Below are 13,563 nucleotides of genomic sequence, written 5' to 3' on the forward strand. Positions count from 1 at the left end.
GGATCAGCGGCTGGTGCCGGCCGGGACGCTGAGCCCGTAGAGGCCGAAGGCGTTGGTGCTTCGGATCCGCTCGCGAATCGCCGGGTCGGTCGTTCCCCGCTCGATCTCCCGGGGCGCGGAGAAATGCCGGTGCGGGTAGTCGCTGGAGTAGACGAGCATCTCGTTCGACCCCAAATGGGCGATCGTCCGGTCGAGCGCCCCGGGCTCCTCGGCGCCGTCGGACGGAGCGGTGGTGAACCGCACGTGGCGACGGATGAGGTCCGAAGGCCGCTCGGTCAGCCACGGGACGTCCGGGCGGTAGCTCTTCCAGAGCTTGTCGAACTTCCAGAGGAAGGGCGGGACCCAGCGGAACCCGAGCTCGGTGACGACGATCCTGGTGTCGGGGAACCGCTGCAGTACGCCTTCGGAGACGATGGAGCACAGCTGGGCCTCGAGAGTCGACTGCTGCCCGACGTACCACTCGAGGTGCGTCGTCGGCCATCCGACGGAGGTGGGGGCCTGTCGAAAGACGCCGCCGAGGTGGATGGCGACCGGCAACCCGTGTCGCTGGGCGGCCTCCCAGATCGGCCAGTTGATCCGGCGGCCGTAGAGCAGCTCGGACTGGCCGAGCAGCAGGACCTGCGCGAATCGGGGGTCGGCGGCACAACGGTCGATCTCCTCGGCCGCGAGCTCCGGGGTCCCCTGTGGGACGACGATCGACCCACGCAGCCGGTCGTCACGGTCGAGCCACTCGCGGGCGAGCCAGTCGTTGAGCGCTGCCGCGTGCGCAACCTCCCGGCGGGGCTGATGCACCTGCTGGACGCCGTACAGGCAGTTCACGATCGCGAAGTCGGTCTCCCCGTCGGCGAAGACGTCGGCGACGAGAGCGTCGGCCGACGTCGCAGCGCGGCCGTCCGGGCCCTGGGTGTGGCCCGGACGTTCAGCGATGGGGGAGCTCGGCGGGTGGTAGCTAGGCTCGTAGGTGGGCGCCATCTGCGCCTGTAGCTGCGCGTTCCAGTAGTCGTCCAGGTAGGGGAGCAAGGCGCGGGCCGTGGGCAGGATCGCGTGGACGTCGCAGTCGACGACGGCCGCGCGGTGTGCCTCGGGGAGGGCGTGGCCACCAGGCGGGGCAGCTGCCGACGTCGACGTGGTGGTGATCATGTGAGTTGCTCCAGCTCAGCGGTGAGTCCGTCCTCTGCCCCCGCAACGGTGCGTGCGCCCGAGGGTGCTCGTCAACCAGCCAGCCCGTTTTCGCAGCTCACCGTTCCACATCGTGACCATTGACGGCTCGCGAACGCAGTCCCTATCCTGTGCCAGTGAGTTTCAGTGGAGATTCGTTCCACAATGTGACAGACCGCCCTCGCGCTGGAGCCGAGGCGCGACCGGGCTCCCAGAGCGTGCGCCGCGCGCTCGACCTGCTGTCGCTGGTCTCGGCTTGGGAACGCCGGGGCGGCTTGTCCGTGGCCGCGATCGCCGAGGAGACGGGCTTGGCCAAACCGACGACGCACCGACTGCTCGCCGAGCTGCTCCACGCCGGGTACCTGGAGCAGGCTCCTGATCGTCGGTACCGCCTCGGGCCGGAGTCCTACGTGGTCGGAAGCGCGGCGGAGTTCCGCTACGGCGTTCAGCAGCAGTCCCAGGAGGCGGCGTTCCGACTCGCGGGAGCCTCCGAGGACGTGGCTTTCGTGTCGATCCGCAGGCACCACCACCACGTGTGCGTGCACCGGGAGGAGGGCCGGTGGCCGATTCGCAGCCACGTGTTCCAGGTGGGTGACCGACTTCCGCTCGGGGTCGGCGCGGCCGGACTGGCCTTCCTCGCGGCGCTCGAGCCGGATGCGGCGGCTGCGGCCGTGGCCGCGAACGAGTACGAGATCCTCCGCGACCACCCGACCCTGAGCACGACCCTCATCCTGGAGCTCGTCGCGTCCGCGCGCGAACGCCGCGGCATCGCGGTCAACCGCGGGCTCGTCGTCGACGACTCCGCGGGTATCAGTTTGGTCGTCCCGGCACGGCACGGAGACCCGGTGGTGGCACTCGGCATCGCGACGATCGCGTCGCGCATGCAGCCCGAACGGGAGCAGTGGTTGGAGTCACTCCTCCGTCGCGAGGCCGAACGTCTGGGCGCGGGGCGCGTGTGACCACGCGTTTCACATTATGAGCGATCTGGCGAGCCGCTAGAGGGGCACGACGAGGGAAACTGTCAAGGGCCTAGGGAGTGGTAGCCATCATGTGGAACGCCGACCTGCGACAACTCACTTCGTTGTTGACCCCGTCACACGACCTCCTCCATCTTTTCGGTGCCCAGCTGCACGCTCGTCGGACCGGGTGCTCGTCGGTTCGGAGACCCGGACGGCACGGCGGAGAGGTGCGCATCCGCAGCACCGCTCGCGCAGGCAACGGCGGAACCCGAAGTGCCTGGAACCGCACCGTCACACGACGGTCCGAAGAGGAGGTCGAATGTCTCTGACGCACCCGCTCACGCTTCCCCCGGAAGCCCGCACCGTCGACCACGTGTCGATGTTCGTCGACGGCGAGTTCGTCCCGGCTGCGGCGGGGGCCACCTTCCCCACCGTGGACCCGAACACCGGCGAGACGATCGCTCAGGTCCCGCGGGCCGACGGCACCGACGTCGATCGCGCCGTCGCCGCGGCGAAGCGTGCGGCGATCGACTGGCAGTTCACCGACACCATCGCTCGAGCCGCACTGCTCCGGGCTCTGGCCGGTCTGGTCACGGCGAACGCCGACGAACTCGCCCGGCTCGAGGCATTGGACTCCGGACACTACCTGTCCAAGGCCCAGGACCTGGTCGGAGCGATCCCGCTGTGGCTCGACTACTGGGCGGGCCTCGCCGACAAGGTCGGCGGACGGACGATCCAGGTGCCCGGCAACAAGTTGTCGTTCACCCTGCTCGAGCCACTCGGTGTGACCGCGCACATCGTGCCGTGGAACTACCCCCTCCTGGTGATGGTCCGTTCGATCGCGCCGGCGCTCGCCCTGGGCAACACTGTCGTCGTCAAGCCGGCCGAGGACACGTCGCTGTCCACGTTGAAGTTCGCCGAGCTGGTCAAGGAGGCCGGCTTCCCGGCGGGTGTGTTCAACGTCGTCACCGGGTTCGGCAGCGAGGCCGGTGCCTCGCTGGCCGCGCACCCGGACGTCGCGGGCATCACCTTCACCGGCTCCACCGAGACCGGCAGGACCGTGGCCAAGCTCGCCGCTGACCACATCGCACAGGTCAACCTGGAGCTCGGTGGCAAGAGCCCGACCATCGTGTTCCCCGACGCCGACCTCGACGACGCGGTCGAGGCTGCGATCCAGGGCTTCTGCTCGCACGCAGGCCAGGTGTGCGTCGCGGGAACCCGGCTGTTCGTACACACCGACATCCGTGAGGAGTTCCTGACCAAGCTCACCGACCGGCTCCGGTCCACCCGGGTCGGCGACGGGTTCGCCGAGGGCACCGAGATGGGCCCGCTGGTCTCCCAGAAGCAGTACGACCGGGTCCGCGAGTACATCGAGATCGGCAAGACAGAGGGCACCCTGTATCACGGCGGCGGCCGCCCCGAAGGGGCGCCGGAGGGCGGCTACTTCGTGGAGCCGACGGTGTTCGTCGACGTTCCGCTCGACGCCAGGATCGCCCGCGAGGAGATTTTCGGACCGGTCGCCTCCGTGCACTCATGGAGCACCGACGACGAGCTCGTCGAGGCCGTGAACGACTCGATCTACGGGCTGTTCGCGCTGCTGCTCGGCAGCGACATCAAGCGGCTGCTCTCCACTGCCCGGCGGCTCCAGGTCGGCGGCGTGATGATCAACGACTGGTTCGGCGAGCTGCCCATGACCCCGCATGGCGGGCACAAGCAGTCCGGCACCGGCCGCGAGGAGGGTCTCGAAGCCGTTCACGGATACACCCAGGTCAAGCACGTGAGCGTCAACCTCGATCCGTCACTGCGCGCGGGCACCAACTGGGTCGACGCTCCGCTCTAGGCGGCGCGGACCACCGAACGACCTCAGCCACGCGAACGAGGGGCGGCACCGCCCCGACCACGAAGTTCAGCACCCGAAGGAGAATGGCGATGACCTCTACGACGACACGCGGGCTGTACCGCGGCAACCGCAACATCAACCCCCCGAAGGACGAGTGGGTCCCGTTCGCCTGGGAGGATCCCAAGCACGGCTCACAGGTCAAGGGTGAGGTCGTCTTCATCCGTGCCGAGGGGACTTCCGGAACCCTCATGTCGGGTCTGTGGCGCACCGGCCACGAGATCGCCGGCTGCCGTGAGGACGGCTCGTGCGAGGTCGTGTACTCCGCACCCCTGGGCGATGAGACCATGGTCATCCTGGAGGGGACCGCCGACATCACCGAGACCGCCACCGGTAAGAAACACCGTATCGGGGCCGGTTCGATCCTGAGCCACCCCAAGCACGTCGATCTGCACTGGGAGATCCACAGCCCGTTCCTCAAGAAGTTCTGGGTGATGTGGGACAGCCCGAACCCCGCCACGAAGACCGATCACCTGATCACCGCCACAATCAGTGACGACCCGGGGACCTGGACGCCGTTCGAGTGGGACGAGCCGGAGCACGGGCACCAGACCTTCGGTGAGCTGTTCACCATCCGGGACACCGGCTCCACCGGCACCTACAAGTGCGGTCTGTGGCGGACCGGGGTCGGTGTCGCCGGTTGCAACCCCGACGGCACGGGCACGACCCGTTACACGGCCCCGCTCGGCGACGAGACCATACTTCTGCTCGAGGGCCAGGTACACGTCAAGAACGAGGACACCGGCGAGGAGTTCGACTTCTCCGCCGGTGACGTGATCGGGTTCTCATCGGGGACCCCGATCACCTGGACCTCGAAGACCCCGTACGTGAAGAAGTTCTGGGTCATCACGAACGAGGACACACCGACCGCCTGACCCGGCTGCACGACGATCCGGCAGAACCGCCACCGCAGTGGGTCGCGTTGAACGGCCCACTGCGGAACGGTGAGACGCGGAAGGATCACGTCGATCGCGACCCCTCGAGTGGTGACCTGGTTCTCTGCGGTCATGTCATGCCGTGATCAGCTCGACGGTCGCTACTTCGGCTGCTGGTGTACGCGCGAGCAGTGACTCGCCCTGGGTCTGGTGGAGGCCACATCTGTCCTCGGCGACAAGGCTAGCTTCCCTTGTCTCCTGGCTCACAAGGGTCGAGACTTCCGGCAGCGCCGTGAGCAAGTCACTCGGCCGCCTAGTACTGCCGTTGCAGTATCAATCGCCGACCATCGGCCCGATCTCCCTTGACCATGCAGTTTTGTCCGCGCACGGACAGCGCTCAGCCACGAGCGACCATCCTCGGCGCAGGCAGCGCAGTAGGTGCACTGGACACTGCAGATCCGAGCGTCCCGGGGTCACCGGCGGCAGGTCCTGGTCGCAGCGCGTCGCAGCCGGAACGCGTCTTCAACGTGTGCACGGGGTTCTCGCTCGTCGTCGACGTCGATCCTGTGCGGTGTCCGGTACGAGGTCGGCGGGTCGAGCCGACAGCCCGCCCGACCCCGCCGACCGGTCAGGACGTCGTGGCGGAGGGTTCGGCGCCCACGCTCGGGGCGGCGGCGGGTTCCGGGTGTGAGGACCGGCGTCGCAACGCGGCATACAGCGCGGGGTAGCCGACGATCCCGAGCGCCGCGAATCCGATCGTGAGCGGGAGCGCGTAGCCGCCGCCCCACACCCCTAGCAGGATCAGCAGGCCCGGCACCGAAGCGGTGAGCCAGCCCTCGATCGCGGCGATATAGCCGGTGTAGCGCGCCAGCTCGCCCCTCTTGAGCCCGAACACCAGGAAGAAGAGGACCCAGAGGAAGGACCAGTGCAGCCACAGCACGCCGAACGCCGGATCGTCGCCCCTGGTGAAGTTGATGACGGAGTAGGCCACGGCGCAGATCGCCACGAAGAGTGCGAAATAGCCGAAACCGGCGCTGTCCATGTCGGTGAAGAGCAGGAATGCGACGTAGAGATAGGTGAAGCCGAACAGGTACAGCCCGGAGGCGCCGAGCAGTGTGGCCGCGTCTCCGCCCGAGGTGAAGACCAGATAGGTCGGGGTGATCACCTGCAGGACGCCGACGAAGACGTTGAGTGGGCCGGCCGCGCGCGCGCCCACCGCACCGGTGAGCACCAGACCGTTGACGAACAGGACCGCTCCGACGTACAGCAGACCTATGGCTGCCATGGGTGAACTCCTCCGTGTGCGGGTTGGGGGACTACGGGTCAGTCACGACCGCGACGGCTCGCGCAGCGGTCGAAGAAGTCCGGCTGTGTCAGCAGGAGGGTGCATGCGGTGAGTTGCGTGACGACCAGGGCGACCGTCGCGTACCCGACGACGGCCCGCCCCGCCTGGAACGCCTCGCGGACGCCGGATGCGTATTCGACGATGCACCCGACGGACGCCAGGATCGCGACCAGTCGGGCCGAGGCGCGACCTGCCGCGACCGGCCACGCAGCGACCGTCACGACCGCGGCACAGCCCAGAACGAACCCGGTCGGACCGGTCGGGGTCCGGCTCGCGAGCCCCCACCAGACCCACGTCTGGAGGAAGCCCGCGCTCACCGCCGCGACCAGGAGAGCAACGGTCAGGGCGGCAGGCCGCCTCACGCCGGATGGCGGCCGCGGGAAGGGGTCGGGAAGCACGGCCTGCACTCAGGATCGGCCGTCGAAGAGACTGGTGACCGACCCGTCGCCGAACACCTCGCGGATCGCTCGGGCGATCAGCGGAGCCACCGAGAGCACCGTCAGCTGGGGGAAGCGCTTGTGCTCCGAGAGCGGGAGCGTGTCCGTCACGATGACCTCGCGGACCCCGCAGGCGGACAGGCGCTCTCGAGCGGGTTCGGACATCACCGCATGTGTCGCGGCGATCAGCACGTCCGATGCTCCCGCGGCCAGCAGCTCCCGAACGCCTGCAGCAACCGTGCCACCAGTGTCGATCATGTCGTCGATCACGACACAGGTGCGACCCATCACGTCCCCGACCACTCGGTTGGCCACGGCTTCATTGGGTCGCAGCGGATCGCGGGTCTTGTGGATGAACGCGAGCGAGGTACCGCCGAGCGCGTCCGCCCACTGCTCGGCGAGCCGGACCCGGCCGCTGTCGGGGGAGACGACGGCCAGGTCTCGACCGACGTAGCGGCGCCGGATGTGATCGGCGAGGATCGGCATCGCGAAGAGGTGATCGACCGGTCCGTCGAAGAAACCTTGGATCTGCGCGGTGTGCAGATCCATGGTCATCAGCCGATCCGCGCCCGCGGTGCGGAGCAGGTCGGCCACCAGCCGGGCCGAGATGGGTTCCCTCCCGCGATGCTTCTTGTCCTGCCGGGCGTAGGGGTAGAAGGGGAGCACGGCGGTGATCCGCTTGGCGGACGCCCTTTTGAGGGCGTCCACCATGATGAGCTGCTCCATCAGCCACTCGTTGATCGGCCGGTCGTGGCTCTGCAGAACGAATGCGTCGCACCCGCGAACCGACTCGTTGAATCGCACGAAGATCTCACCGTTCGCGAACTCGAGCGCGGTCTGCGGGGTGACGCTCACGTTCAGCTTCTCGGCGATCGCCTCGGCGAGTGCCGGGTGAGATCGGCCTGCGAAGAGCATGAGGCTCTTCGTAGGCCTGCCTGCCCGGCTGGAGGTGACGCCGTCCGAAGCCAGCGGTTCGGCGAGTGACATCACGGTCTCACCGGAGGACGGTCCGAGGTGCCGTCGTCGACCAGGTGCTGCGGGCGAGTGTCCACGTGGAGCGAGAACAGGTCGCTGCGCGAGTAGTGGCCGACCGCGTCGAAGTCCAGTGTGGCGCGTGGGATGTCGGCGAGGTCGAGGTCCGCGCACAGCAGCGCCTCCCCTTCACGCTCCGGGCCTGCGAGGACTGTGCCGAGCGGGTCGACGATCACGCTGCCGCCCGTGCACAGCACCTCCTCGGCAGGCGCGTCGAGGGGATAGTCGACCGGGTAGTCCGAGCGGCGGACGAACTGGTTGGCCGCGAGAACGAAGCAGCGCCCCTCCAGAGCGATGTGTCGCATGGTCGCAACCCAACCGTCCCGGTCGTCCGCCGTGGGAGCACACCAGATCTGCACGCCCTTGCTGTACATGTAGGTACGCAGCAGGGGCATGTAGTTCTCCCAGCAGATCGCAGCCCCCACCCGCCCCACACGGGTCTGGTGGACCGGAGTGCGTGAGAGGTCGCCCGAGCCCCACACCACGCGTTCCGTCCCGGTGGGCAGGAGCTTGCGTCGTGTGCCCACGACGCCTTCCTCCGGGTCCAGCCAGACCGCCGTGCAGTACAGAGTTCCACCGGAGCGCTCGATCACGCCTACCACCATGACGAGGCCGGTGGCGGCGGCGATGCCGCACAGCTCCGCCACCTCGGGGCCGTCAAGGTCCACGGCGGCTTCGTGGTAGCGGCGGAACCAGTCCCGGCCCTCCGGCGTGCGCCGCCCGACACTGGCCCCGAAGGTCAGGCCACGGGGGTAGCCTCCGACGAACGCCTCGGGGAAGAGCACCAGCTGCCGGTCGAGATCGACCGCTCGTCGGGCATAGTCGCGGACCACCTCGACTGATGCCCGCGGGTCGAACGGCACGCCGGCGGCCTGGACGACTCCCGCCCGGACCGGACCCGTCCGTGTCACAGCCGGATCCCGGTCATGACCCGCTCCCACGGGTCCCGACCGCCGTGCATCGTATCCGGGTTGGTACCCCGCAGCCGGGCGAGCTCCGCGGTCAGTCGTTGGAGGGGGACGATCGCCGTGATCGGCCGCAGCAGCGGGTGCGGAGCCGTGAAGGCGAGGGGCCCCTCGGTCTCCGCGCCGACGTCGAGCGTCCGCAGACCGAGGTCGCTGACGACCTCGCGGAGGCGCTCGGTCCGACCGCCGTCGTCGAACGTCGGCTCCAGGAGCACTGCCGCCATGTCCGGGCGGTAGCTCGCGGGGGTGCCGTGCAGGGCGAACTCGGGCGACATCGCCTCCGTCCACATCCAGGCCCCCTCCTTGATCTTCAGGGCCGCCTCCTGTGCCGTCGGGAGGTCGATCCCGAAGCCGATCAGCAACAGCACCGCCGAGTCGACCAACTGCGCCGCGGCTTTGGCGGGGTCACCGAGCTTGAGGGTGTCTGCGACGGCCTGCGGGATCCGGCCCAGAGCCTCGGCGAACGCACGGTCCGGCGAGCGATCCAAGGGGGCGACCAGCGCCGCCAGCACGGTCAGTGAGCTCAGGTAGGACACTGTGAACGTGCCTGCCGTCTCGTTCGCACAGGCCCGGAGCGTGTGTTCGGCGGGCTGCTCGGGCGCGGTCTCCCCGACGATCGCGACGGTCGAGGCGCCGGCCTCTGCGGCCCGGCGCAGCGCCGCCGTCGGGAAGATCTTGGTGCCGCGGTGGCTGATGACGACGACCTGCTCGTCCGAGCGAATGGGTGCCCACGTCCCGATGTCGTGGGCGTCCACGGCCCGGGCACGCACCTGACCTCCGGTGAGGAGCGAGACCCAGTCCGCAGCGATCCGGGCGGCGTGCAGCGATGTCCCGATGCCGGTGAACAGGACCGGCCTCGCCGGATCGAGCTCGGGGATCTCGACAGCATCCAGGATGGTCTGCAGGGTGTTCGGGGCCGAGGCGATCTGTCGGTCCAGATTGAAGTCGTGCGTCATGCGAGCGTGCTCCACGAGTCGGTGGATGGGGGGACGGCCGGGGGCACCCGGCCGTGAGAGGGACCCCGGATCAGGCGCTGACCGCGACCGGGATCGTGTTGGTGGTGCGGGCCGCGATGATCGAGGCGACCGCCGCACTGTAGTAGCTCTCCGGGACTTCCTTCTCGCTGAGCGCGATGAGCTCGGTGAAGTCCTGCATTCGGAGGAGCTTGCCGTCCCGGAAGACCGGCTGCAGCAGGTTCTCCTCCGCAGGCACGGAGTCCTTGGGAACGGTCACGTACTCACCGTCGCGCAGCACCAGGGCGAGGCGGCCCGCCTTCGAGTGCTTCACACCGTCGCCGGTCGGCGCCTTCGACACGTCCCGCCACTCGCCGTTCACCCGCACTGCGTTGCACTTCATGCCGAAGGCCATGGTGTCCCGGTTGACATGCTGGAGCAGGCCGCCGCCCATCCCGAACGCGGCGTTGTCGATCGCGTATCCGCGACGCTCCATCTCCATAAGGACCTGCGGGAAACTGTCCCGGGTCATCCCGTCGCCCTGGATGACCCGCACGAAGTCGGGCAGGACCTTGAAGCCCTTGCTGTTCACCGTGTAGCCGAAGATGTCCATCAGCCACCCGATGGTGTCCGAGGTGACCTGCACCGGGTCCCCCGAGTCCGGGCGGATGCCGACCATGCCGGGGAAGTTCTCCACCATCGACTTGAGCTCGCCGCCGATGATGTTCTTGACGCAGCTCTCGTGGTCGTAGGTGTCGGTGAGCACGATCGCGCAGCCGGTCGGAGCGTAAGTCTCCAGCATGTTGCGGATGGCGTCGGCCTGGTGCTCGCGGCCCCAGGAGGACAGGACCGAGTGCTCGGTGCTCGGGCCGGAGCTGGAGGTGTAGCCCGCGTTGTAGTACTTCTTCGCGGCGCTGATCCCGGTGATCGTGTCCGACTGGCTGAAGTTGACCAGGCTGGCCATCCCGCCCAAAGCGGCCGACTCGTTCGAGCTGACTCCACGGGCGCCGTAGTCGTGCAGGATGCGCCGGACGAGCTCGGGCTTGTCCGAGGTGGCGGCGATCACGTCCGCGATCTGCTGCTTGGCGAGCCAGGCGACGGTGCCGACGGTGGTGGGATACCAGATCGCGCGCAGCAATGCGGTCTCGATGTAGGTGGTCACCCACGGGTACCGCGGGTCGGTGTTCGTCAGCTGGATCAGGACGTTGCGGACGGGCAGTACGGTGCCCTCGGGGACGGCCTCGATCTCGACCGGCAGGTAGCCGCCGTGGTCGCGCAGGATGCCCAGCCAGTTGTCCCGGTTGAAGTGCATGCCCTGCTCGGTGGCGATCGCCTCCGCCTCATCGATGTCCTCGAGCGTGATGGGGTGCATCAGGTACTCGCGGACGAACGCCTGGAGCCCGACGAACATGGCGACGGGAAAGGCGCCGCCGCGCGACTCGATGTAGCTGGACACGTACTCCGTGCCCTTCGGGTACAGCGCGTAGTGACAGTTCTTGTAGCTGTCGATGTTGATGATGATGTTGTGGAAGTCGTTGCGACGCATCGGCACCTCGGCTTGTCGAATCGTTTCGTTCTGAGTCACACCGCTGTTCTGTGGAGTCCGGGCGAGCCGAGCCTCACGAGCACCCAAACTAAGGACGAGGTGTTGCGGGGAGGTTACCGGGCACAAACGATAGGTTTCTAGTTCGGCTCTTACTACTGTTCGAGGCGTCATGGTGGGCGGTGGTGGCGATCTGTGATGCAGGTGAGGTGAGATGCTGATCGCCCTAGCCGATACTCGAAAGCTTTCGATTCGGCCGCCAGGCATTCTGCGACGACGGCTCCGCTCAGCCGGGCGCGGGGCCCACCGATCCTCGGACCTGGACCTCGGTCGTGAAGACCGGCGGCTGCGGCGGCGGGGCCGAGGCCGGGGTCCGGATGAGCTCGAACAGCAGCTTGGCCGCCTCGTAACCCATCGCGTGCGCAGGCTGACGCACGGTGGTCAGACCGGGGCTGGTGAGCCGGGCGACCGGGATGTCGTCGAATCCGGTCACACTGACGTCCTGCGGCACCCGCAGGCCGGCGCTCTGACAGTAGTCGAGCACGCCGAACGCCATCAGGTCGTTGGCACAGAGCAGGGCGGTGGGCCGCTCGTCGGGTGGCGCGGCGAGCAGGCGGGCGGCGATGGCGGCCCCCGACCCCTCGCGATGGTTCCCCTCGAGCACCGGAACGGCGTCCGGGTGGAGGCCGTGGGCCGCGATGGCCTCCCGGTACCCGGACAGCCGCTGCTCGGAGGTCCACAGCGCCTGCGGGCCGCCGATGATCGCGAGCCGACGGTGGCCCTGGGCCAGGACGTGGGTGGCGACCTCCCGAGCCCCGGAGCGACTGTCCGCCACCACCGTCGGGACGTCGAAGCCACGCACCCGCTCGTCGACCATGACGACCGGGCCCGCCTCAGCCAGCTCCAGGCTCAGGCTCAGCGCCATGCCCGCGCCACCGGGAAGGTAGATGATCCCGTCGAGGCTCTGGCCGCGGAGCAACCTCGTGTAGTGCTGGATGGGCCGGTTGATCGCTTCGGGGGCGCACAGCATGACCAGCGCCTCACCCTCAGCGGCGGCGAGTTCCACACCTTCAGCGACGAGGGCGAAGAACTGGTTGGTCAGGTCTGGGAGGACGAGCCCGATGGTGGAGGCGGCCTTCTTCCGCAGCCGTCGCGCCGACTCGTTGGGGGTGTACTTGAGCACCCGTATCGCGTCGAGGATGCGGGCCCGGCGCGACTCGCTGACGGGGCCGCTATCGTTGAGCACGTAGCTGACGGTGCTCAACGTCACGCCGGCGTGCTCTGCGACGTCCTTCATCGTCGGCCTGCGTGGGTGGCCGTTCCCGGCCCCGTTCGCCGGTCCCCGTTCGTTCACCTGTCGACCCTCGCTGGTGGGCGACGCGCCGCCTGCGGGCGACGACGTGGCCGTGTCGTCCCTGGCGCCGGTTCCGGCCCCGGGTGGTGATCGATACTACCGTCGAAACGCTCCGCTCAGTCGTTCACGCGCACCCGGCGGTCCACGCTGCCCGGGGGCAGCAGGCGCCGTTCGCGGCTCTGCGGGTGGGTGGACTCCCGCGAGTCCCAGCCGACCGTCTTCGTGGAGACGAACTCGTAGTAGCGCCGACCCGACCACTCGCCGAACTCGAAGTAGGAGTCCGCGTGCGGGTGTCCGACATGGAAGTACTTGTCGAACAGCAGCCCGGGCATCTCCGCCAGCAGCACCTCGTCCTCGACCTGGTGGACGGTGCCGTGCAGCTGCAGACCGCTCAGCGACCGGTACTCCTCGCCCTGGTCGACCAGGACGGTCACCACGCGGCCGGCGTCGAAGTTCTCACCGTGCCTGGCCGAGTCGATGACGAGGAAGAGCCGGCGCTCTCGCACGACGAACCACAGGGGCGACAGGTAGATGGTGCCGTCCTCGTTGAGACTCGCCACGCGGGCGGTCGACGCGCCTGCGAGGTAGGCCCAGCGCTTCGCGGGCGGGAAGACGGCGTGGGTGATCCGGTTGTCGGGCATCGTCGCTGTCTCACTTCCCGCGCAATGCGATGAGCTGGGCACTGTACTCGGAGGCGCTGATCCCGCGCCGGGCCGACGGCCCGCTGCTGAACAGGAAGCGGGTGGGCACCCCGGTGGCCTCCAGCTCATAGTGGAATCCCGCGGGCAGGTATATGTGCTCACCCGGGGCCGCCTCGAGGACGATCCGCTGTCCAGCCGCGTCCTCGACGTTGACTCGGACCAGGCCCTCCTCGCAGAACTGGTACTCGTCGAAGTTCGCCGGGAACCAGGCGTAGGTGACGGCGTCGGCCGCGATCCAGCAGCAGCCTTGCCGGAAGTGTCGAGCGTCGTCCCGCTCACGGGACAGGAAGATCGTCTGATCGATCCCCTCGCTGAACCGCATGCGGGGGAGCGCATCGATCTCG

13 protein-coding genes are annotated in these 13,563 nt (G+C 68.5%); 3 read left to right on the forward strand and 10 right to left on the reverse strand.

Features of this window, described 5'->3' with window-relative positions:
* Nucleotides 1-3 precede the first annotated feature (3 nt).
* Nucleotides 4-1,140, reverse strand: coding sequence for an amidohydrolase family protein (locus ABD993_RS28020; protein WP_345424926.1), 1,137 nt, complete (start codon nt 1,138-1,140; stop codon nt 4-6).
* A gap of 236 nt (nt 1,141-1,376) precedes the next feature.
* On the opposite strand from ABD993_RS28020, the gene ABD993_RS28025 reads away from it, so the two are divergent.
* The 3 genes from ABD993_RS28025 (at nt 1,377) to ABD993_RS28035 (ending at nt 4,889) form a co-directional block, all read left to right on the forward strand.
* A complete protein-coding gene (locus ABD993_RS28025) occupies nt 1,377-2,117 on the forward strand; it encodes an IclR family transcriptional regulator (protein WP_345424929.1) in 741 nt (246 codons plus the stop codon).
* Between the two features lie 319 nt (nt 2,118-2,436).
* Nucleotides 2,437-3,957 (forward strand): aldehyde dehydrogenase family protein, encoded by a 1,521-nt coding sequence (locus tag ABD993_RS28030; protein ID WP_345424931.1) that lies wholly within the window; start codon nt 2,437-2,439, stop codon nt 3,955-3,957.
* Nucleotides 3,958-4,046: 89 nt separating this feature from the next.
* Nucleotides 4,047-4,889, forward strand: coding sequence for a cupin domain-containing protein (locus ABD993_RS28035; RefSeq protein ID WP_345424934.1), 843 nt, complete (start codon nt 4,047-4,049; stop codon nt 4,887-4,889).
* A 628-nt stretch (nt 4,890-5,517) separates the two neighbouring features.
* On the opposite strand, the gene ABD993_RS28040 is transcribed toward ABD993_RS28035, so the two are convergent.
* The 9 genes from ABD993_RS28040 to ABD993_RS28080 all read right to left on the reverse strand — a co-directional run bounded on the left by ABD993_RS28040 (nt 5,518) and on the right by ABD993_RS28080 (nt 13,541).
* Nucleotides 5,518-6,174 (reverse strand): AmiS/UreI family transporter, encoded by a 657-nt coding sequence (locus ABD993_RS28040; protein WP_345424937.1) that lies wholly within the window; start codon nt 6,172-6,174, stop codon nt 5,518-5,520.
* A 38-nt stretch (nt 6,175-6,212) separates the two neighbouring features.
* The gene (locus tag ABD993_RS28045) at nt 6,213-6,596 is read right to left on the reverse strand and encodes a hypothetical protein (RefSeq protein ID WP_345424940.1); all 384 of its coding nucleotides are present in this window, start codon (nt 6,594-6,596) and stop codon (nt 6,213-6,215) included.
* Nucleotides 6,597-6,641: 45 nt separating this feature from the next.
* On the reverse strand, nt 6,642-7,658 hold the full coding sequence (locus ABD993_RS28050) for a ribose-phosphate diphosphokinase (protein ID WP_345424942.1): 1,017 nt from the start codon (nt 7,656-7,658) through the stop codon (nt 6,642-6,644).
* Nucleotides 7,658-8,614: a nitrilase-related carbon-nitrogen hydrolase gene (locus ABD993_RS28055; RefSeq protein WP_345424944.1), complete on the reverse strand. Its 957-nt coding sequence runs from the start codon at nt 8,612-8,614 to the stop codon at nt 7,658-7,660. The genes ABD993_RS28050 and ABD993_RS28055 overlap by 1 nt, the downstream gene beginning before the upstream one ends.
* The gene (locus ABD993_RS28060) at nt 8,611-9,624 is read right to left on the reverse strand and encodes an SIS domain-containing protein (RefSeq protein WP_345424947.1); all 1,014 of its coding nucleotides are present in this window, start codon (nt 9,622-9,624) and stop codon (nt 8,611-8,613) included. Before ABD993_RS28060 ends, ABD993_RS28055 begins: the two co-directional genes overlap by 4 nt.
* A gap of 70 nt (nt 9,625-9,694) precedes the next feature.
* Entirely contained in the window at nt 9,695-11,167 is a 1,473-nt protein-coding gene (locus tag ABD993_RS28065; protein ID WP_345424949.1) for a nicotinate phosphoribosyltransferase, read from the reverse strand.
* Between the two features lie 283 nt (nt 11,168-11,450).
* Nucleotides 11,451-12,461, reverse strand: a complete 1,011-nt coding sequence (locus tag ABD993_RS28070) for a LacI family DNA-binding transcriptional regulator (RefSeq protein WP_345424952.1) — start codon at nt 12,459-12,461, stop codon at nt 11,451-11,453.
* 173 nt (nt 12,462-12,634) lie between these two features.
* The gene (locus ABD993_RS28075; RefSeq protein ID WP_345424954.1) at nt 12,635-13,159 is read right to left on the reverse strand and encodes a pyridoxamine 5'-phosphate oxidase family protein; all 525 of its coding nucleotides are present in this window, start codon (nt 13,157-13,159) and stop codon (nt 12,635-12,637) included.
* Between the two features lie 10 nt (nt 13,160-13,169).
* Complete coding sequence (locus tag ABD993_RS28080) at nt 13,170-13,541, reverse strand: cupin domain-containing protein (protein WP_345424956.1); 372 nt, start codon at nt 13,539-13,541, stop codon at nt 13,170-13,172.
* Between the last annotated feature and the right edge of the window lie 22 nt (nt 13,542-13,563).

The sequence above is a fragment of the Pseudonocardia xishanensis genome, from assembly GCF_039541715.1.
Lineage (GTDB): Bacteria > Actinomycetota > Actinomycetes > Mycobacteriales > Pseudonocardiaceae > Pseudonocardia > Pseudonocardia xishanensis.

Excerpts from the sequence above, each read along its gene's own strand:
- ABD993_RS28080 (WP_345424956.1), bottom strand. The coding sequence starts at position 13,541 with ATGCGGTTCAGCGAGGGGATCGATCAGACGATCTTCCTGTCCCGTGAG.
- ABD993_RS28030 (WP_345424931.1), top strand. The coding sequence starts at position 2,437 with ATGTCTCTGACGCACCCGCTCACGCTTCCCCCGGAAGCCCGCACCGTC.
- ABD993_RS28070 (WP_345424952.1), bottom strand. The coding sequence starts at position 12,461 with ATGAAGGACGTCGCAGAGCACGCCGGCGTGACGTTGAGCACCGTCAGC.
- ABD993_RS28075 (WP_345424954.1), bottom strand. The coding sequence starts at position 13,159 with ATGCCCGACAACCGGATCACCCACGCCGTCTTCCCGCCCGCGAAGCGC.
- ABD993_RS28035 (WP_345424934.1), top strand. The coding sequence starts at position 4,047 with ATGACCTCTACGACGACACGCGGGCTGTACCGCGGCAACCGCAACATC.
- ABD993_RS28020 (WP_345424926.1), bottom strand. The coding sequence starts at position 1,140 with ATGATCACCACCACGTCGACGTCGGCAGCTGCCCCGCCTGGTGGCCAC.
- ABD993_RS28040 (WP_345424937.1), bottom strand. The coding sequence starts at position 6,174 with ATGGCAGCCATAGGTCTGCTGTACGTCGGAGCGGTCCTGTTCGTCAAC.
- ABD993_RS28050 (WP_345424942.1), bottom strand. The coding sequence starts at position 7,658 with ATGTCACTCGCCGAACCGCTGGCTTCGGACGGCGTCACCTCCAGCCGG.
- ABD993_RS28060 (WP_345424947.1), bottom strand. The coding sequence starts at position 9,624 with ATGACGCACGACTTCAATCTGGACCGACAGATCGCCTCGGCCCCGAAC.
- ABD993_RS28065 (WP_345424949.1), bottom strand. The coding sequence starts at position 11,167 with ATGCGTCGCAACGACTTCCACAACATCATCATCAACATCGACAGCTAC.